The 19,686-nt window shown below is 39.7% G+C and carries 16 protein-coding genes; 2 read left to right on the top strand and 14 right to left on the bottom strand.

Going from position 1 to position 19,686, the window contains the following annotated elements; genetic code table 11:
- Positions 1-70 precede the first annotated feature (70 nt).
- On the bottom strand, positions 71-253 hold the full coding sequence (locus HMPREF2794_RS05455; protein ID WP_008760535.1) for a type II toxin-antitoxin system HicB family antitoxin: 183 nt from the start codon (positions 251-253) through the stop codon (positions 71-73).
- Positions 250-1,377 carry a glycosyltransferase family protein gene (locus tag HMPREF2794_RS05450; RefSeq protein WP_010537508.1) on the bottom strand — a complete coding sequence of 376 codons (1,128 nt, stop codon included), beginning with the start codon at positions 1,375-1,377 and terminating at the stop codon, positions 250-252. Before HMPREF2794_RS05450 ends, HMPREF2794_RS05455 begins: the two co-directional genes overlap by 4 nt.
- 195 nt (positions 1,378-1,572) lie before the next feature.
- On the opposite strand from HMPREF2794_RS05450, the gene trxA reads away from it, so the two are divergent.
- Positions 1,573-1,872, top strand: a complete 300-nt coding sequence (gene trxA, locus HMPREF2794_RS05445; RefSeq protein WP_010537507.1) for a thioredoxin — start codon at positions 1,573-1,575, stop codon at positions 1,870-1,872.
- Between the two features lie 15 nt (positions 1,873-1,887).
- Positions 1,888-2,352, top strand: coding sequence for a thioredoxin family protein (locus tag HMPREF2794_RS05440; RefSeq protein WP_010537506.1), 465 nt, complete (start codon positions 1,888-1,890; stop codon positions 2,350-2,352).
- Between the two features lie 64 nt (positions 2,353-2,416).
- On the opposite strand, the gene HMPREF2794_RS05435 is transcribed toward HMPREF2794_RS05440, so the two are convergent.
- The 12 genes from HMPREF2794_RS05435 to HMPREF2794_RS05380 all read right to left on the bottom strand — a co-directional run bounded on the left by HMPREF2794_RS05435 (position 2,417) and on the right by HMPREF2794_RS05380 (position 19,581).
- A complete protein-coding gene (locus tag HMPREF2794_RS05435) occupies positions 2,417-3,052 on the bottom strand; it encodes a SagB/ThcOx family dehydrogenase (RefSeq protein ID WP_022301751.1) in 636 nt (211 codons plus the stop codon).
- A gap of 97 nt (positions 3,053-3,149) precedes the next feature.
- Positions 3,150-3,710: an NADH peroxidase gene (locus tag HMPREF2794_RS05430; RefSeq protein ID WP_010537504.1), complete on the bottom strand. Its 561-nt coding sequence runs from the start codon at positions 3,708-3,710 to the stop codon at positions 3,150-3,152.
- Between the two features lie 22 nt (positions 3,711-3,732).
- Positions 3,733-4,161, bottom strand: coding sequence for a Fur family transcriptional regulator (locus HMPREF2794_RS05425; protein WP_010537503.1), 429 nt, complete (start codon positions 4,159-4,161; stop codon positions 3,733-3,735).
- Between the two features lie 189 nt (positions 4,162-4,350).
- A complete protein-coding gene (locus tag HMPREF2794_RS05420) occupies positions 4,351-4,827 on the bottom strand; it encodes a lipocalin-like domain-containing protein (protein ID WP_010537502.1) in 477 nt (158 codons plus the stop codon).
- A 21-nt stretch (positions 4,828-4,848) separates the two neighbouring features.
- Positions 4,849-5,664 carry a DUF1573 domain-containing protein gene (locus tag HMPREF2794_RS05415; protein WP_022301752.1) on the bottom strand — a complete coding sequence of 272 codons (816 nt, stop codon included), beginning with the start codon at positions 5,662-5,664 and terminating at the stop codon, positions 4,849-4,851.
- A gap of 12 nt (positions 5,665-5,676) precedes the next feature.
- Positions 5,677-7,764, bottom strand: coding sequence for a S8 family serine peptidase (locus HMPREF2794_RS05410; protein WP_070751085.1), 2,088 nt, complete (start codon positions 7,762-7,764; stop codon positions 5,677-5,679).
- Between the two features lie 49 nt (positions 7,765-7,813).
- Entirely contained in the window at positions 7,814-9,796 is a 1,983-nt protein-coding gene (locus HMPREF2794_RS05405; RefSeq protein ID WP_010537499.1) for a BACON domain-containing protein, read from the bottom strand.
- An 18-nt stretch (positions 9,797-9,814) separates the two neighbouring features.
- On the bottom strand, positions 9,815-12,532 hold the full coding sequence (locus HMPREF2794_RS05400; RefSeq protein ID WP_070751083.1) for a DUF4458 domain-containing protein: 2,718 nt from the start codon (positions 12,530-12,532) through the stop codon (positions 9,815-9,817).
- A 21-nt stretch (positions 12,533-12,553) separates the two neighbouring features.
- Complete coding sequence (locus tag HMPREF2794_RS05395; protein WP_010537497.1) at positions 12,554-14,134, bottom strand: DUF5003 domain-containing protein; 1,581 nt, start codon at positions 14,132-14,134, stop codon at positions 12,554-12,556.
- A gap of 23 nt (positions 14,135-14,157) precedes the next feature.
- A complete protein-coding gene (locus HMPREF2794_RS05390; protein ID WP_022301755.1) occupies positions 14,158-15,066 on the bottom strand; it encodes a DUF4984 domain-containing protein in 909 nt (302 codons plus the stop codon).
- Between the two features lie 18 nt (positions 15,067-15,084).
- On the bottom strand, positions 15,085-16,620 hold the full coding sequence (locus tag HMPREF2794_RS05385; RefSeq protein WP_010537495.1) for a RagB/SusD family nutrient uptake outer membrane protein: 1,536 nt from the start codon (positions 16,618-16,620) through the stop codon (positions 15,085-15,087).
- Positions 16,621-16,638: 18 nt separating this feature from the next.
- The gene (locus HMPREF2794_RS05380) at positions 16,639-19,581 is read right to left on the bottom strand and encodes a SusC/RagA family TonB-linked outer membrane protein (protein ID WP_055269214.1); all 2,943 of its coding nucleotides are present in this window, start codon (positions 19,579-19,581) and stop codon (positions 16,639-16,641) included.
- Positions 19,582-19,686: the final 105 nt, after the last annotated feature.

Genomic DNA, 19,686 nt, shown 5'->3' with positions numbered 1-19,686 from the left:
AAATGAAGAATGAAGAAATTTCAAGCAGCATAGCGCAGCTGATTCTTCATTCTTCATTTTTAGTTCTTCATTAAATAAACTCTTCCACCATATACATCTCATCAATCATTTCATTCATTGTTTCCTGCAAATTCAGTACAGCCTCTTCAGGAGATTCTCCATAAGCATTGCATTGCATGTTTACAGTCAACCAGGCATAGTAACCGCCGTCTGACGCACGTTCAAGCACATAATCTGTCTTATTCAATTTCATATCGGTAAATAATTAGTAAATGTTGGTATTGAATTTACTGCTGATTGTGATGCAGCAAGTTTTTCCAGTTCGATAATAATGCGACGTTCACTACTACGTACCCAACGAACAAAATTACGATTCGGAGAGTACGAACCGGCAAAACGAAGCAGAGATTTCAAATTGAAAGAATCACTGACTATACCTGCTCCTGCTTTCATTGCGTCATATGCGTTGCAATCCTGTTCGATATGTGCTGGAACCATTAGTACAGGTTTACCCAGATACATCGCTTCACAAATTGATTCAAATCCGGCAGTAGTGGCATAAGCACGGCACCCGGCCATCCCATTTAGAAATTTCAGATCATCTATCTGATGATAACTCAGCGTTTCATCAATCCGGGTCACCTCCTCCGCATCCGCCTTATCCCAGAAAAACTTCAAAGGTACTTCCGGATACATTGCATGAAACTGCTCCACACTATCGGAAAAACCAGCATTCACCATATATCCATGGATGTAGTTTCCTTCTTCTGCCTGGATTGCCGTCACTTCCTGACGAATCAAGGGAGGAACCGCTACAATATGTTGTTCATCATCCTGGTCCATTTCTTTGAAAGAGAGAGCCAGTTTCTTCGAGGATCTCAAAGCTGTCATCCTGGTAAAGAAACGCAGCATCCATAATTGAATGGAACTTTTATCCGGGAAGTCAAAATCCTGATGTAAAAACAAGTATTGATGTCCAATGCAAACATACGGAATGGAGGGACGAAAGAGTGCATAGGTAAGTCCCGTCAGAAGCTCGTAGAAGTTGATCACTACTTCCGCCCCCGTCTCCTTAATCCGCTGATTAATATAGCACATACTACGAAAATATTCCGGAAAACGTAGTAAATTATAAGCAAAACTTTTCTTTAGATCAGCCCGTTTGTTATCTGCTGTAGGCTGAAAATTCGGACTGATAAAGCGTTTGACCGGTGCATGAATGTTCCGGTTGAAGAATCCGGGCAGCGTACGTGATGAACTCTTGCCAACTAATACCTCCACCACTTCATGTCCATTGCGCAACAACATTTCTTCAAGAGTGATAGCTTGCGTCAAATGTCCCCTACCTTCACCTTGTACAATAAATAAAAATTTCATGAGGCTATTGTTATTAGTTTATTTCTTATTCATTTGTTTTTTGTTACGCAAAGTTCCTTTTTCCAGATTACATTAAGATGACTCTGCAATTACTATTTTATGAACAAAAACCGCATTTTCACGTTATATTATTAAAATAGAAATTATATTTGCAGTCTTCAAAGACTGATATTTAAATTTAAGAAAGGAAAGATTATGGAAAAGTTTGAAGATTTAATACAGTCACCGGTACCAGTTTTAGTTGATTTTTTTGCAGAATGGTGTGGCCCCTGTAAAGCGATGAAACCAGTTTTAGAAGAACTGAAAACAATGGTAGGTGATAAAGCCCGTATAGTAAAGATAGACGTTGACCAACATGAGGATTTGGCCACTAAATATCGTATACAGGCAGTTCCGACTTTTATTTTGTTCAAAAATGGAGAACCCGTGTGGAGACATTCCGGAGTTATTCACAGCAGCGAATTAAAAGGAGTCATCGAACAAAATTATGCATAAAAAAGAAAACAGCGAATGAAGAAAGTATTAGCAATGGTAGCTTTTGTCATGTTGAGCGTTATCGTATACGCTTTCAATGACAAACCAGATACCAATCAAGGCAAACAAGAAGTAACAGGTAACGGTGAAGTTGTCGTCATGAACAAGGAAATGTTTCTGAAAGACGTCTTCGATTATGAGAAATCCAAAGAATGGAAATACAAAGGTGATAAACCCGCCATTATAGATTTATATGCTGATTGGTGTGGTCCCTGTCGTCAAACAGCCCCGATCATGAAAGAATTGGCAAAGGAATATGCAGGGAAGATCACAATCTACAAAGTAAATGTAGATAAACAGAAAGAATTAGCTGCCCTGTTTAACGCAACAAGTATTCCTTTGTTTGTATTCATTCCTATGAAAGGAGATCCACAGCTTTTCCGAGGAGCCGCAGACAAAGCGACTTATAAGAAAGCGATCGATGAATTTCTACTGAAATAAAGAAAAAAGATGGTGACGCTATCCGGTCGGGATAGCGTCACTATTTTTAGATACCAGATAAGTGTCATTTATAGTATCCTACGGGGTGATTCATCAAAGGAATCTGACTCTCTTTCAGTTTCAAAACTTTCTTCAATTGAGCAGCATCCATTGATGCACGCGGAACGGTAGCCAATTTAGCAGCTGAACAAAATATAGAAATATTCTGCGAAACAATGCCTGCATCTACAGCTCCCATCAATTGAGTCTGTGCTTTCCGGGCATCACCCAAACGAGAAACATCACTAATTAATACCAAAGATACCGGAGCCACTTTCACAAAAGCCTGCCCTCCTGCCACTGCTCCACGATGATCACCTTCAGCAACCAAATTCAGCTGATGATTCTTTGCGTCATACAGATAGCTACCTTCCTGCAAGATCACATATACATCCACATCCTGCTTATTCATAGCTGACGGGGCAGTCCGCTTTCCTGAGTCCGGACGATTGATGCCGTTAGCAGCCCATAACAAATCCGACAAGTCAGCAAGACTCAATGCCTTCGAAGCATATTCCCGAGCGGAGTGACGTTCGGACAATGCCTTCATGACAGTACCTGCACGATTCAAATTCGGCTTTGGCAATTTAATTACTTTATCAGCAGCAAAAGCAGTAGCCGACAATACTAGACAAATTAAAAATAGTTGTACTTTTCTCATAACTGTGGTATTTAAATGTTGATAGGCAAATATAAACAAAAAAGGTCTGCATTCACTTTAGAATACAGACCTTTTAAAAGTTATTTATAAGGCTTTATTATTTCTTATCTCCGAAATAACGGTTGTAAAGTCCTTCAAAACCTTTACCGTGACGAGCTTCGTCCTTGCACATTTCGTGTACAGTATCGTGGATAGCATCCAGATTCAAAGCCTTAGCACGAGTTGCGATACGTTTCTTATCTTCACATGCACCTTGCTCAGCATCTTTACGTTTTTGCAGGTTAGTTTTTGTATCCCAAACACAGTCACCCAGCAATTCTGCAAATTTAGCTGCGTGTTCTGCTTCTTCCCAAGCATAACGTTTAAAAGCTTCAGCAACTTCAGGATAACCTTCGCGGTCTGCCTGACGGCTCATAGCCAAATACATACCTACTTCAGTACATTCACCCATGAAGTGATTGTTCAGATCCTTGATCATTTCTTCGTCACAACCTTTTGCAACACCGATAACGTGTTCGTCAGCAAAAGACAATGCACCACCTTCTACTTCAACAACTTCTACGAACTTGCTTGCAGGAGCTTTACACAATGGACACTTCTCAGGAGCTGCGTCACCTTCATAAACGTAACCGCATACAGTACATCTAAATTTTTTCATTTTCTTCTCAATTTTAAATTAATTAGTCAATACGTGTTTCTTTATCTTTTCTCAAGCAATTCTTACATATACCTTTATAATAATAATGAACTTCCGTTACTTGATGACCATCCATTTCCAAACTTTCAACTTTCTTCACCGCCTCCGGACATTTTAAGTCGTAAATATGTCCGCAACGTCTGCATAGAAAATGAGAATGAACAGAAGTATCTGCATCAAAATTTGTATTTTTCTCGTCAATCGTAAGCATCAGAGCAGCCCCCTGTTCCGAAAACAATTTCAAAGTATTGTAAACCGTTGTCTTCGAAAGCGTCGGCATGGAAGGAGATAACGCTGTATAGATATCATCAGCCGATGGATGAATCGGATGATTCATTAAATATTCCATAATCGCTATGCGCTGCATAGAAGGCTTTATATTATGCTCTAACAATCGTTCATATGGTTTCATAAGTTCTCCTTCTTTTTCAAAGTTGTATTCATTACAATTATAAATCCGATGCAAATATAGAAAGTCCCAATATCATTTCCAAATAAATTCAATACTTTTTTGCAGATATATATTACAAAATTCATTCAAACAATAAAGGCCATCTTTCGAAAGATGACCTTTATACATTAATATATTCCTGCTTCCACCTTAATCTTTATCTGCCTTAGCTTCTTCTATTATTGATTCAGGAACTTTCTCACAACGAGCATATTTACTCACATCGTTGTCATCGTCTTTTGCAGTCCAAATCATAGAACCGGATTCCAACAAATCGGTGACAATATAATCGTGATTCCAGTCCCCATTACCAAAATCATATTCTCCACTGATAACATATCCCAAATAAGGATCATTTTCAAGACTGAAACTACCAGTAATATAGCGTGCATACATGCTATCGAACTTTTGGTACATCTCAAAGGTTAGCTCCCTACGATTAAACGTTATATAGCAATATGTACCTTCTGTCATAGGCTGTCCATTCCATTCAGCAAGTTGCCAAGTTCCATTCAAGTTGGCAGCAGTGACCGGTAATGTAGGAATCTCTGCCTTCTCATCGTCATCACAAGACACACAACAAAGCACGAATGCGAATAGAGCCATTAAATTAAGAATATTCTTCATGTCTTCTTTTTATTTTTATCATTACTTAATATAGTTTACTTTAATATTCAATGTTCGGTCAGTCTGTTGACCATCCACTCCTTCTATTATAATAGGAAAGGTAAACGAACCAACCTTTTCTGCAGGAATCAAAGAGGTATCTATCGTGACCACTATGTCAGCTTCACTACCCGGGCTGATAACTTCCGGTTCCGTGCGAAAAGCAGCAAATGCAGGAAGGCCGAGGGCCGTCAAATGCAATGATTGATCTCCGCTGTTACCACACAGGACTCGTTCCGAAGCATGTTTTCCAAACGCTATCTCCCTAAATTCAATCCGGTTCTGCTTCAGCCTCAGTTTCCCCATCACGTAGGGATAACGTCCCCATTCATCCGCTCCGGGCAACACATTACCTGTCAAAGTGAGGCGTGCCACAGGCATTTTGTCCGAAAGAGACAAATAAACGAAAGCATTCGTATCTATCGTCCCGGGATGGTTTTTCGGATTGTAAGTCAGTGCAATAACGCCCGATTCACCAGGAAGTATTTCTCCGGTGTGAACATCTGCCACTGTACATCCACAGGTTGTTCTTACATGAGTCAGATTGATCGTTTTATCACTTACGTTAGTATATGTGAAATGATAAATCTTTGGAGCATCATCCTCAGTCATTGTCCCAATATTCAGCACAGTCTTGTCAAAACGCAGGATTTGTTCCCCCTGCTTCATCAACGGCGGATTTATCAGCGTATCAGTTTTCTCCTGTAGCATGGAACGGACATCCCGGGCTTCAACCACCCGGAATGATCCGACGACCACACAGAATAAAAACAACCGTATCCAAGTAATTGGTTTCATCGAATATCAAAGTTACATCCAACCGTTATCATTGGCCTTCTTACGAACAGTGACGGTTATGGTCTGTTCGCTTCCGTTGCTTACCTTCACTACAATACGAGCCGCACCAGTTTTTACACCGGACACCTTCATCAGCGTACCGCTTACAGTTACTGTAGCAATAGCAGGATCACTTGATGTACAAGTATAGGTTAATGTTTCACCATTTACAAAGTAGTAGGCAAGATCGAGAGTCGATGTTGCACTTTCTGCCACATATATATTCGGCACTACCATGTCTGATCCACTGCCTTCTATATTATTCAGTAACATTCCGGCATCAACCAGTCCGGCCCCCATTTTACCTATGTATTTCGACAACTCCACTCTTGTGGGAGAAGCTCCGGCAGACAGATGATTACGATAATACGTTTTCACTTTACCATTACCATACCAGCTATCCAGCGATTTTGTAGATGCCTTCAACAGTTCAATAAATTCACTTGCTTTAAAGTGACGGCGTTGTTTAACAGCATACGACAATCCCAATGCCGCAACTCCTGACACATGTGGACAAGCCATGGACGTACCATCCATAAATCCATAAGCAGCAGTACCGTTTTGTATCCACGTAGAAAGAATTGAACCGGAATATATACCATCTGTCCAGCTTTCCGGATCATCTTTTCCTACCGGATTATAATATTCCGTATCGCCACCGGGAGCAGAAATAGTCACTTCTTTCCCATAATCGGTATAAGAAGCCGGAGTAAAATCGGCTGCTACCGCACTTACCGATACACATTTGGAATAAGCACCTGGAAAGGCAGGCATTCCTGCATATTCGTTGCCAGAAGCAAAAATAACCAGCCCTCCGTCAATTACCCCATTGGGAGAACCGGCATTATTAATAAAATAGTCCAATGCTTCTTTTTCCAACGGATAAAGACTCTCCCACTCTTCTTCTGACCCCGGGCCAGGAGTATATCCTTCAATTATACTAGCCAGGGAAGAATTGTACCCCCAGCTACATTGTAGAATTACAGCACCATTATCAGCCGCATACTTGATGGCTCTAGCCTCAGCATCCAACGTAACCCCTGCATCACCTGAAAACACCTGACATGACATCAGCTTCACACCAGAGTTTTCAGAACCATCACCACCGGCTATTCCACAAACACCTATACCGTTACCATTCATAGCGGCAATAGTTCCGGCAACGTGTGTTCCATGTCCCGTATCACTTGCTTCCGTCCATGAAATAATTCCTGTATTACTTACGAAATTATAGCCGTACTTATCATCCTTATATCCGTTACCATCAGCATCAGTATCGGCATAAAGTTCTTCTCCTTCATTCACCCAAATATTACCTGCCAAGTCTGGATGAGTATTCATGACACCTTCATCCAGCACAGCAACAATAATAGACGGATCGCCTGTACACTTTTTCCAAGCCTCCATACAACCGACATCACATCCTATTTCCGAACCGTTTCCCAATTCATTTTGATAATCAAAAAGATTACTTCCACTATTGGCATAATGCCATTGAGTAGCAAGCCCCGGATCTGAAAAAGAATTTCCTGCCATTACAACACGCGAAGCTACTTTCTGTTGTAAAGCACTCTCGCTAATATAGCTCCGGTAATTTTGTTTTTTATAAGCACGTTGAATGTGCCCATTCCCCTGTACTTTTGATATTTCACCCAGTTTACCAAGACGATTAGCAGCCTCCCGTAAATCTGTGTTTTCATCAAACTTTACACGATACCACAAATGCAGACCGGCAGCACGAGTGCGCTCCTCATTCTTTGCATCTACCGGAAATATACGTTCAAAATGATATGTTCCCAGAATATCCAGTACCTCATCAGTAGATGGAATCCCGGAACGAGTCATAGCTCCACCACTTCTGGTTGCAACTTTGAGAGTCCGGTCGAGGATTTCGCTCATTGCAGGATCGAATTTAATCAGCAATTCACCGGAAGTGACATCAGTCGGAAGCTGAACCTCCGTCCCCCCTATAGGGGTAGACGGTTGTTCAGTAAGTTCTTGTTCCGAACACGCAGCCAGCATCAAGGCAAACAGTGCTGTATATAAGAATTTTTTCTTCATTGTTCCTTTTTAAAATTATTCTTGTTAATGATATTCGTTTCACGCTATCTTAATTTGTAGTCTCCGATAATACAAATTTTCTGTAATACAATGGATAGGCCACACCGTCGACTTTTTGATCTGTACCCGGATCTTTCTTTCCATAATAATAAGAATAATCATAGTTCACGAGGTCTACATTATTAAATCCAACTGTCTTTCCTGCTGTATTTTTACCCCCTTCTTGCTGATTAAAAACCAAACTTATCGGATTCCAATATGCAAAATAAGGATGGAATAAAATCCAGTTCGGTATTTCACCAGTCAGGAAGTTCAGATTAAGACGAACTTCACGGGCAAATGGTAATACACGTGGAATATCCTGTCCTCTCACTGGAGATTGCTCCAGATATGTAACCGGATTGTCAGTCGTTAACAACCATTGGCAAGTATCACTTGATATCTTATCAAGGAAAACAGACGGAGTAGCAGCTAATTCTTCTTCACTAAAGAAATCATCATTCTGATAAGATACAGGTTTTCCTGCAGCCATCAATGCAGCTGTAACCTCTGCATCCGTTGGAAGTTCTCCTTCAATGAAATTATAAGCCAATTCCAACGAAATCAATTTATCCCATGTCAGCAATTTCAAGAATGCTGTCCTTTGTTCTTGACCTTGAGAAATGTCCACATGCAAACCAATATTTCTACCGTTATATTGATTGTTTCCATCAACCAAACTCAAATCTCTCAATGTTTCCGTAGCACGACATCCGGTTAATGATAAGTATCTCAGATTCGGGAAATTATCTTCGTTCACAATATTTGTAACCACCGATAACGTCGGGAAGTTGTTACTTGTCAGATCCAGATTTTCCAACTTCTTGCCTAATTTAATAAAGCTCTCCGGAAGGGTATTTATACCTACAGAGAATATCGTTAGATTTTTCAAGTATTCTAATCCACAGATTTCCTCTCCCAAAGAAATAGTACGTAGCTGCCTATTACCATTACTCTGAACCGAGAATGACTCCAGATATTTCAAATGACGAATTTCTCTTGGCAATGATTCACCATCCTGCAAATCAATCATAGCGTAACTAACAGAACGTACACGTCCAATAGCTTCAGCAGGAAGCTCACCACTCTTTATTTCTTTATCTGTTGATTCCCAAAGCGTCACAAAATCCCAGTTCAGCATGCTTTCACTAGTATCAAAAGACATCATAGACTGAAGTTTGCTATTGATAGTGATAATTGCCAATGAGTCCCCCGCACGATTATCTTCAATTTTCATAGCCTTTTCTTGCGTTACAGTCAACACTACCGCATCTATTTTATTGCCATTATCATCTACCAGTTTGTCTTCAGAATTAACTGGAACCAAATTTATTTTTGCCACACGGGTATAAGGAGCTACGTTCATCCCCCAACGAAAATCCACTTTTATAGTACGTGGGCGTGCTCCCCTATCGAAGTCCATCTCCAAATCTTTATCTTTCGGCAATGTCAACCAATCACTACGCTCACCCTTTACCTCCTCTTTTTCCTCATCACTCATGTTCGCTTCTTCAGCAAAAAAATAATCCACACTGCCGATTTTGAATGCAATATTAGTAGAGATAATGGCCTCGAAATGACGCTTATTATAAGTATCTGAACTAAGGATTTTCACCTCCGGTTCCCTCACCAAGATTTGCTTGCCAAAACCGAACTGTGTAACCGTGACCAATTTGGATTCCCGTCCATCTGCAGAAAAACGTATCTGCGCAGTACGTGCTGTATTCATCAGGGTAGAATCTATAGCAAGATCACATACCGCTGAACCGATACCATTTGCCGGAGAAATGGCAATCCAAGGCTCCGATGCACGTGTCACCCATTGAGTATTGGACGAAACAGCAATCTTCTCCGTTCCTCCTTCGGCACCAATAGTAATTTCTTCTTTATCTACCGTAATACCATCGATTCCCGGTTCATCGTCATCTTTGCACGAGGTTACAAACCCCGCACAAAGCACCAGTCCTAATGTTATTTTTATAATATATTTCATTAATAGAATCTTTTATAATTATCGTTCAATACCCAAAGCATCACAACCACGAATATCCTGCGTAGTGTCATAGATCAGCACATACATGCCTGCCTCAATATAAGGACATACGCTAGTCACGTCAATAGATATATTCGGATTATCTCCGATATCCAATATATAAAGTTGCGGTGTCAACTTTTCATCTACTTTACGGATGTCATTCGAGCCTATTTGTAACTGGATCAAACTCGGACAAGTAGTAATGCCTGTCGGCCATTCACGCAAAATACGATTTCCTTCCGCATCACGTTGGTGACGAATCCCAAAAGCTTTCAATTGACTACTATTCAACGGTTGTGTCGGGAACTTGGAGAAGCAATTGTAACTAACGTCCATATTACTTAAATAAGGCAAAGTCGTTGCCCGGAAATCATCGGACAGACTTGTCAATTTATTGAACCGTAAGTCGATAATAGTCAGCAGATACGTATTCTTATAGTTTCCATTTTTCGGTTTAAGCGAGTTTTCCGGAATCGATGTCATTAGGTTGTTACTCAAGTCAATAGTTGAAATAGGAGAACCAGACGCAAACAATTCTGTAGGGAACTTCTTTATTTTATTGTATGACAAAGTTACCGTACTGGCATTAATTCCTTTATATTGGTCCATCGAGCATTTTATGTTACTACCTTCCGAACCTATTTCATTATATGAGAAATCTACAGATCCCATAACATATACCGAATTCGCATTGAAAATATTCGGAATATATTTCAACTTATTATGAGAAAAGCCTAAGCCTTCAACCTGATCTGTAAATGCACAAAACTCATCCGGAATCTCCTCAATCTGATTATAACTCAACATTAAGTCAGACAATTTAACATCTGTGCCGAAAGCTTCCAGGTGATTTACATTATTATGCACACAATCAAGCAAACCAAGTTTTACCATCTTTCGTAAAGACTCAGATTCCGGGAATTTTTCCAGATTATTATAGCCTAAATAAAGAATCTGAACCTTAGGGCCTGTATCCTCATCATCAGCTAATCTCTTCCAGTCAGCAGTCAATTGATCAGCACTAATCCCCTTATTACAAGCAACATTCAATAATTGCAGCTCCGGCAAATCATATACAAATTCAGGAATCTGTGTCAACTTCGGACAATTATACAACTCTACATCTGTCAGATCTTTCAGATTGCTCCAACTCAACTCTTCATCTGCATACTGTTTAGCATATTCTGAAGTAGCATCTTCCCAATCGGTCGCAATATTATCGTAAGTAATAGGCGAATTAGCCAAATAAAGGTTCTGTAACTTAGTCAATCGTTGAACAGCCTTTGAAATAAATGTGATACGATTAGTAAGGCCACCAATTTGTGTATCCTTCAATGTTATACGGTTATCTTTCTTTATCGGTTGCAATTTCGGATGGCGATTTATGCCATCTTGAAGTAGCTCTGACATGTTCAGACGAGGATCGTAATCAAGGAACATTCTTTTGTAATGCATACGTATTCTCTGCTTCTGTTCTTCAGTCATATCCGGAGCCAACTTATCTTCACCGAATAGTCTTCCACTCAACGTCTCACCATGAGTACCGAAGGCAAGTGTTTTCAATTCTGTCAGTTGCCCAATCGCATCAGGCACTCTACCTTTGGCACCAAATCCTGCAAGTGAAAGTCCTGTAACACGTCCATTAGCATCCAAGTCAACACCTGGCTGGTCTCCCCACATGTCTAATTCTTTGTTAAAGTTCCAGTTCGAAGGGTGAACAGTGTTATCCACTATACCACTATTGTATTTCCAATTCTTGCCATCTAATGCTTCCCAGATAGCTTTCAAAGCCTTATAGTCTTTTATATACTCTGCGGTTTCTTTCAATTGAATAGGAACATTGGCATCTTCGGTCAATTTATTATCTTCTACGATAAAGGGTTCTCCTCTTACAGACTGCGTTTCCAATTCCGGTTTTGTGCTACCACTCTGTGAATAAGTAGTATATGCCACTACCTGATAAGTACCGGCAGGAAGCCATACAGCAGAGTCACATGTTGCCACACCTATATCCATATACTTATCATTGACATTATCAGGATTCTGATTTTCTTTAGAATCTTCTTCGTAAGTGACTTTCATGCCCTTGAGTCCCGTAGTTACACGAGTGAAAGTATTCATCACTGTAACGTCAATAAAACGAATATTGCTGAACAGATATTCACCGGCAGCACGTGTACTTAGTCCTTCTTTGGTCAATTTAAAAGTAACAGTTCCACGTGATACGGCATCTACAGTCAGCGTTTGTTCTTGAAGCCCGCCACTGACAACAGTAAATTCATTATCTTCTCCAGCAGGTCCGGCTAGTAAAACTTTGTCGAGTTTGTCATACAGATAATAACCGATAATCTTATAAGTACCGGCCAGTAACTGCAATTTATCACTACGCAGACCATATTCCGCATTGTTCGCATTGTATGCGTTCAAAGGCAAAGTCTGTGAAACGGTTGTACCGTTATGCGTCATCACAACCATTATCTTCTGTGCACTGGACAATGATTCCAGTTTATCTGTCACACTACGGGTAACTGTCCCTTTATCAAAAGAGGTACTCTTGTAGAGTTTAAACTGCACATAGCCATATTGACTTTGCAGTGCCTCATCATCATCGGAACATCCTGTCGCTACCACTATTGTCAGTAAACTGACAATAAGAGGTAGGAAGAATATTGAATATAATTTATGTAAATTCATTTACTTGACTATCTAAATTAATTAATAGGCAGGAGTAATCACCAAAGCTTTCTTAAAGAGCATATCAGTGCCTTTAAAAACAACAATTAAATCTTCCTCAAAAGAATTAGGCAATGTGATTCCAAAATACATTCCGTCCCCATCCATTGACACTTCTGTATTTACAGTTACATTTTCATCTCTAGTATTAATGACATAGGCTGTACCACTCCATTCGCTTTCTGATAATAGTGGATAAATCGAGAAATATTCCCCTGCATTAGCAGATATTGAATAAACATCATCAATGTAATAGTTTCCTTTGAGTAATTCCAGAATAGACTGGTCGGTCGTTTTACTAGGTGTAACATCTTCCCATCCGCCTTTTTTTATTTTAAAACTTTTATCTTCAGTCTCTTCTTTCACTTCTTTCTGTATAAAAGCAATTAAAAGATTTCTCTGTTCATATTTGTAGGCTATTTCTCCATTTTCAACGATAGTTTCTTCCAAATTATCTTTGATATCTTCATATTCAGCACGTGAGAATGCAAGAACATAGCCAGTTCTAGACTCAGGTTCTCCCCAAGATGTATTAGGACTATATTCATCAATCATAAGATTTATCTTACCTTTCTCACCATCACATTGCATCCATAACATAGAGGCATCTATTTCCGAAATATTTTTATTACCTCCCATATCTTCCCATCCTTCCATATAAACAAGCACATAATCGTCATTCAAAGTTTTGATGGTAAACGGCATTCTTTTTTGAATAGTTGCATCACCTGTACTACCTCCTGTACTTTTTTGAGTAAACGTCTTTCCGTCCATTGATACAATCCAATTAGTCGCATAACTTGTTGGAGTTTGGATATCAATTTTTTCAGGAGTCATACCATTATAAAAAACAGGAAAAGAATAGAACGCTTTTCCACTTTCATCTGAAAATGTAATTACATTTTGCTCACTAGCCTTAACTGGATACTTTTCTCGGTTCTCATCTTCTATAATTTTTAGACCGCCCTTTATTTCTTGATCAACTGCCCCCACAAGTGCATTTCCTTCCAGATCGACCCATCCCGGTAAATTAGTGGCAGCAAAACGGAAGTTAGCTTTTACTTTAAATGAAGCATAAGTTTGATATCCCACATTAAGTTCTTGAATCTCATTACCTTCCTCATCATATATTTTCAGTTCATATCCCACAGCCGAACGAGTCACTTCTCCAATTACAATTGTCTGAGCCCCCATTGTTAACTCCAATTTGGCCACGCTTATGTTATCCACTTTCTGATTGTCATCAGTAGCTATAATTGTTACCGTTTGTGTTCCGGCAGTTCCAGATACAATATATTCTTCTGTATCATTGGTTTGAAACTTACACCAAATAGCAGAAGATGCCAAACTCCAGTTAGTATTAGCTGTAAAAGTGAATTCTTTTTTCTCACCGGCATTACAGACGATATTCTGCTTTTCAGGGAATACCGGAGCTACCGTATCATCATCGTCATCCGAACATGCCGTCAGGCTAAAAGTCATGAGCAAGCCAATAAAGAAGCAACTCTTGCATAATACCTTCATGCCGGAATCTCCCAGTGGTTTTAAACTAAACTTTTTCATATCTATTTATATTACTTATTTTTTTAATATCCTTGTTCTTTTAATTTTTCTGCTTCCGCTTTGCTTATCCATTCAATAATATTAATGAATGTGCCCACTACACCATATAATGAACCGTCCTTATTGTTCACACTTAGCGTAGCATATTGGAAGACAAAATTCTCGTTAGTACTATAGAAAGAAGTATAAGCAGTAGGCTGACTAATCCGTAGCTTACCATCACCATGAATCGTATTGAAAGCCTCTCCCGTTGTAGCGCAAACTTGATCTTTCTCCATTTCAACCAATGGTTCCAAAACATCATCCCGATTAAAACTGATTTCCGTATCATAACCGTCAAAGTACAGGCCATGTATAGCAATCGTATTTTCTTTGCCTTCTACAATATCAGAAGTAATCAAACGCAAGTCCACTTTCTTCGGATAGTAGTCCGAAGACAAATAAGTAGAAGTGACTTTGCAAAATCCGGTAAAGTTTTTGATATCAAATGGACAAACTTTCTGCATCACCACTTTTGTCTCACTTCCATACATACTCCACTGTTCGGTTTCGGGAATCACAAGCTGCAAAGCAAAACCCAGCGAATCAGTAATGCCTATATTCTTATAAATACCTTGTACTTCTACATTAGTACTCATTTCACCAGCTTTGATGGTAACGGTATTCGATAAAATCTTGTAATGTTTACCTTCAACAGCGTTACTTTCCCGGTCTATTACCTCAACAGCAAAAGTACGGTCGTAGTCAACGGATTTAGTAGCAGAGACAGGAACTTTAAATATCTCATTCGTTTCTTGCACGGCATAAGTATAAAGCGTGTCAGAAAACATAAGATAACTGGACCCGTTGTATAACACCTTGTCCTGATCGCATCCGGAAAGAGCTATCAGAGCAGCAATGGCTGCCATACATCCTATTAATAATTTCTTCATTATCGTATGCTTTTAATCTTATTTATTACTTTCATTGGGTTGGATTTGCGAACCCGGAGCGTCCAATTCGTGCTGCGGTATAGGCCATACAAACAAAGGATCGTCAGCCTCTACTTTCAAGCTACTACCGTTTGCCAATGACTGGTCTTGTGGCTTACGCTCGAATCCCTTATGCCAACGTTTTAAATCGTGAAGACGAAAACCCTCCATATAGAGTTCTTTTACGCGTTCAGCCTCGATGACATCCATCGCATTGGAAGCCGTCAGAGATGTGGAGCCACCATAAGTTGAATACCGTGCCGTACGTAAAGCAGTAATATCTTTTCCGGCACGACCATAATCAGGTTGCGCCTGTTGTACATAAGCTTCAGCACGTATTAAATACTGTTCTGATAGACGAAGCACTTTCGGCATAGAAACATGAAGAATTTTAGTGTCATAGAATGTTTCATTACCAAAATACTTTATCAGCAAAGGCCAGGAAAGACCATGACTATAACCGGTAGTGTATGTCTGAAAGAAAGTGGACACACGTAAGTCATTATTATCATACGAATTAATAACCCAAGCTGCTGGTACATAATCGGGACGGAAAGTGCTGTAGTCATAATTAAAGAAGATCTGCCCTAAAGCACCACCATAAGAATTGACAGTGAAACCAACTTTAAAAATGACTTCAGTAGCAAGATCGTTAGTCCACATATACTTATAATAGCTGACACCACTAGAAATATTTTTTGTACAACTGGACAAAAGAAAATAATCACTGTCTATTACTTTACTAGAGTACTTAATAGCTTCATCCCACTTTCTCATATAGAGAGCTACACGTGCACGCAGAGCGTAAACAGTGTATTCATTGAAATAGATAGCACTATTAAACAATGCACCATCAGTAGACGGATTGTAGTTCTTGTCCAACGCCAACAACTCAGCAGCACGATCAAGATCTTCAAGAATAAACTGATAAGAATCTTTCAATGAAGCACGCCTCATTTCTTCATCTCCCAAATAATGTTTGGTCAAGATAACTCCCAACTGATTGGCTGCGTCCTCATCACTCTCATATGCCTTACAAAAGAGTTTTACCAATTCCGAGTAAGCAAGTGCACGGGCAAAATAAGTTTCACCACAACATTGGTCAATCTGATCCAAGTCGTCATCATCAGTAGTATTTCTTCTGACTCTGTCTACACGATCGAGCAGAAAATTACAACGATTGATAACATTATATAATGCGGCATAAACCGCCTCAATACTTGTATTGGTAGCAAGGATATCTTTCCACCGCCAGATATCTCCGTAAGTATTCGTATTTCCATTTACCCCATACACAAAATCAGTCTGTAGATCAGGCAACAACGTAAGATTTCCAGAGTATAAGGCACTACTTTTGAATGTATCATAGATACCTATCACTGCCAGATTCACATCATCTACCGTCCGGATAGACTCATCAAAAGGAATTGAGTCATCAGGCATTTTATCCAAACAAGAAACGGTGGAAAATGCCACGGCAACCAACAGGATATATAATTTAAATTTCTTAATCATCTTTCTTTAGTATACTATTTAGAATGAAACTTCAACACCTAAAGTAAATTGACGTGAAGCCGGATATTGAGCTCTATAAACATTAGTTGCAACTTCCGGGTCAAGTCCTGTAAAACCAGTCCAAGTCAGCAAATTCTGTCCTTGTAAGTAGACACGTGCTGCTGCGAAAAAATTACTTTTCTTCAGCAACGACTGCGGAAGTGAATAAGCCACTGTCAAATTTTTCAAACGAAGAAATGAAGTGTTTTCAAGAAAACGATCATCAAGTTGTGCTGGTACATCATAGCGAGGAATATCCGTAATATCACCAGGCTTTTTCCAACGATTATACAATAGTCGCTTAGACTGATTGTAAGTACTATATATTCCATTGCTTTCTTCGAAAAAGCGATCATTATTCATCACATAACGCTTAGCCATCCAACTGAACTGTGCCGACAAGGAAATACCCTTCCAAATGAAAGTAGTTCCAAAACCACCAGCCCACGGAGATTCATAAGTCTTGCCAGTCATCACTTTATCATCTTCGCGAAATTCCGTTGTCAGCTCTCCGTCAGCAGTGTACCATAGAGCATCGCCATTAGCCGGATTCACACCAGCATAACGATTCAAGAAATACTCAGTCACAGAATGCCCGACCATATACTTCAAACCTGTCGTTGAGTTTACATACTCTTCTACCCCATTGTAGAGTTCCAGCAATTTATTCTTATTATATGAGAAATTAGCGCTAAGATTCCAAGTAAAATCATTCATACGGATTATATCACCATCTATCGCTACTTCAATACCCCTATTCATCATAGCACCAATATTTTCCCAACGATTGCCTTCACCTGTTACAGCGTATGATTGGGGAACAGACATTAATATATTGGTAGTTTTCTTATGATAAAAATCGATATTTACATTAGCACGATTAAAGAGTCCTAAACTCAGGCCCACATTATTTGCCCAAGTCTGCTCCCAGCCTAAGTCTTCGTTTCCACTCTGCATAGGGTAAATACCAGCTTGATCGTAATAATTGGCATTTCCCGAAACAAGCGCAAGATGATCGTAATCAGGGATAGTTGAGTTACCAGAAGTACCGGTGCTCAATTTTATCTGTGCATTGGTCAACCATTCCACATCTTTCAGAAAAACTTCATTTTTGATATTCCACATAAACCCTAACGACCAAAAAGCACCCCAACGATGGTCTTTACCAAAACGGGAAGAAGCATCCGTACGTGCTGCAACTTCCGCATAATACAAATCCTTATAATTGTATTCTCCACGGAAGAAAAGTGATAAATAAGAATAGGCAGTACTGGCATCTTGCCACGAAGATGCCCGAGTACCAGAAGCTATATTGGTTAATCGGTCAATGGTCTGTCCTCTCGTAACCACCTGAAATCCGGCAGAACGATAATCTACACCTTCTTGTCCCAATAAAAAATTAAAAGAATGATCATCATTCAATGCCCAACGATAATTTGCCGTAAGAGTTTCAGTCAAATTAAGCATATCAGACGTGCTTCGTCCTGCACGACCTGACTTATTATTTATAAGATAGCTTGGATAAGATTGCATGAAAGATGTAGAATGCGCATAATCAACACCAAACTGCGCGTGAATCGTCAAATTTTTCAGAGGAGTAACATCTGCAAAAACAGTTGACAATAACTTGTATTTTTCATGTTTTACAGGATTATTCGCCATCCATTCAATAGGATTCTGCCCTATTCCTTTCCAAGTTCCATTATTTTCAGAAGCTAAAGAACCATCCGCATTATAAGGATTCCAGTAAGGCAACATAAAGCGTGAACCGGAAATAGGAGAAAAAAGCGCCATATCTCCTTCTTCAGCCTGCGACACTTCTTCATAAGCCATCATTGTATTAGTTCCTATCTTCAACCAGTTACTAGCTTTCACCTCCGCATTGGTGCGCATGTTATAACGGCGAAAAGTTGAACTTTGAGCAATACCATCCTGATCGTAAAATCCCCCTGAAACGTAGTAGTTCAGACGATCAGTTGCACGATTTACAGATAATTCATAGCTCTGCAACGGAGCACGATCATTGAATACTTTATCCAACCAATTGACATCAGTACGAGAAAGTAAGTTATAGTCTTTTCCTGCGTCCAAACCTATTTCTTTCTCAAATTGAATACGTTCCGGAGTATTCATCATCATCCAGTTATCATCCGACGCCAATTGTGAAAATCCCCATTGCCCACGCAAGGTCACTTTCGCCTTATCCATTGCCAATCCACGTTTAGAAGTGATAACAACTACACCATTTGCAGCACGGGCACCATAAATAGAAGTTGAAGAAGCATCCTTCAACACCGAAATAGACTCTATATCTCCCGGACTAATTGTATTAAAATCAGCACTGGAAATTGGTACGCCATCCAAAATAAATAACGGAGCCGTACCCGAATTGATAGAGTTAGTGCCTCGAATCTGGAAAACAGCCGCTTTGCTAGGTTCTCCCGAGTTGGAAATTACAGATAAGCCCGGTGTCTGTCCCTGTAATGACTGATCGAAGCCTGCTGCCGGTACATTTTCCATTTTTTCCGCTTTCACGGTAGCTACGGCACCGGCAATCGTTCCTTTTTTGCGAGTTCCATACGCCACTACCACTACTTCATCTATTAATGCGGCGTCCGAAACTAAACGAACATTCAGTGTGCCTGTTCGGGCATTGACTTCATGTTGCTGAGATTGCATACCGATGTAAGAAAACGACAAGGTAGTACTTGCTGTCCCCTTAATCTCAAGAGTGTAATTACCATTAATATCGGTAATCACACCATTTGTAGTACCCTTCTGCAATATAGACACACCAATCATCGGCTCGTTATCTTCCGCCGAAACGACATGTCCTGTTACCTTATATCCACCTTGTGCAAATAGCATAAGAGGAATATTCAGTAGAGCAAAGAGTACAAACAAGAGAATTGATTTTCTCATCTTTGATACTTGAATTTAAATTAATGAAATTGATTTATTTTTATAGAATGATCTACAAACAAGAATTCGGTACATTATCTTCACGCATGAAGTAATAATACACCC

Source organism: Bacteroides sp. HMSC067B03, from assembly GCF_001811315.1.
Taxonomy (GTDB): Bacteria; Bacteroidota; Bacteroidia; order Bacteroidales; family Bacteroidaceae; genus Bacteroides; species Bacteroides faecis.
The sequence above is the reverse complement of the archived record's forward strand: the minus strand, read 5'-3'. Positions and strand labels throughout refer to the sequence as shown.